The 1,043-nt window shown below is 67.4% G+C and carries 3 protein-coding genes and 1 pseudogene; all 4 read left to right on the top strand.

Translation table 11 applies throughout. The features are described 5' to 3' along the window. The coding region (locus CK240_RS17610; protein ID WP_240517576.1) for a phage head closure protein at nt 1-377 on the top strand (377 nt) is incomplete at its 5' end. After that, entirely contained in the window at nt 343-726 is a 384-nt protein-coding gene (locus tag CK240_RS19420; protein ID WP_338048982.1) for a D-Ala-D-Ala carboxypeptidase family metallohydrolase, read from the top strand. The genes CK240_RS17610 and CK240_RS19420, both read left to right, overlap by 35 nt. Beyond that, on the top strand, nt 702-881 hold the full coding sequence (locus CK240_RS19415; RefSeq protein WP_231572728.1) for a hypothetical protein: 180 nt from the start codon (nt 702-704) through the stop codon (nt 879-881). Before CK240_RS19420 ends, CK240_RS19415 begins: the two co-directional genes overlap by 25 nt. After that, nucleotides 850-1,043: pseudogene (locus tag CK240_RS19410) on the top strand (hypothetical protein); the annotation flags it as partial. The gene CK240_RS19415 and the pseudogene CK240_RS19410, both read left to right, overlap by 32 nt.

The following is a 1,043-nucleotide window of genomic DNA, read 5'->3' as shown; positions in this document are numbered from 1 at the left end:
TTGCCCTTCGCCGTCGAGGCGCTGCTGGCGCCGTATCGCAGGATCCGGCTGTGAACATGGAGGCGGGGCGGCTCAATCAGCGCGTGACCTTCCAGGCCCATGTCCTGATCGAGACCGACATGGGCGGCGTCATCGAGGGTTGGGAGGATCGATTTACCCCCTGGGCGCATGTCCGCTATCTGCGCGGCTCTGAAGCCGTCATGCAGGCGAGGCTGGTGTCGAAGGCGCCGGTCATCATCACCGTGCGGAGGTCCGCGCAGAGCGTAGGGATCACCTCGGAATGGCGCGCCGTGGTTGGAGGGGTGATCTTCGATCTCAAGGAAGACCCCCGCCCCAGCGAGGATGGCGGGTTTTTCGAGATGCTGGGGGAAGGTTAATCTCACCGAAGGTTGTGTCAGGTGCGACCCGCAACAGCCCATGCCGCTAATCGTCCGCTCGGCCTACCGTAGCCCCAAGCACGACCGCCCTGTCGGCGGCGCGACCCGGTCGAAGCACATGGACGGCGCCGACTTCGACCTCTCCATGGCGAACCACGCCCCGGTGACGTTCGAGGCGGTGGCGCGGGAGGTCGGTTCCTCAGCTTCGGCTTCTACCCGCGCTTGGGGTTTATGCATATTGATCTTGGGCCCGCACGCGAGTGGGGCGACCGGTTCCCGGTGCGACCGGTGGCATCTGCAGTGTAAACGCCGCCCGCAAGGGAAGTGCTGGCCGAAAACCGGACAATGACGGCCAGCGGTGCCGCCGGTGTGGCGACGCTGGGTGCGGCTGGCGTCGATGTGGCGCAGAACGTCCTGGCGGAAACCCAGAGCGCGATCCTGCCGCTCGCCCCTATCTCGACACCCTGGCTGGTTGTTCATCGCTGCGGCGCTCGCGGGCATTGAGGTCACGATCTACGCTCTGCTCGACGATTGGAAGCGGGGGGCGAGGATCGCCGCCGCCCCGTGGATGCGGGTGGCCCTGCGCTACGGCGGCATCGCCCCCGCGGTGCTCCTGTTCCTGCTCACGCTCCGGCGCTCCGGCGAGCGCGCTGGCCGGCTCGCCGA

The organism is Paracoccus salipaludis (assembly GCF_002287065.1).
Taxonomy (GTDB): domain Bacteria; phylum Pseudomonadota; class Alphaproteobacteria; order Rhodobacterales; family Rhodobacteraceae; genus Paracoccus; species Paracoccus salipaludis.
Note: the sequence above shows the minus strand (reverse complement) of the source record. Positions and strands in the feature narration are given on the sequence as shown.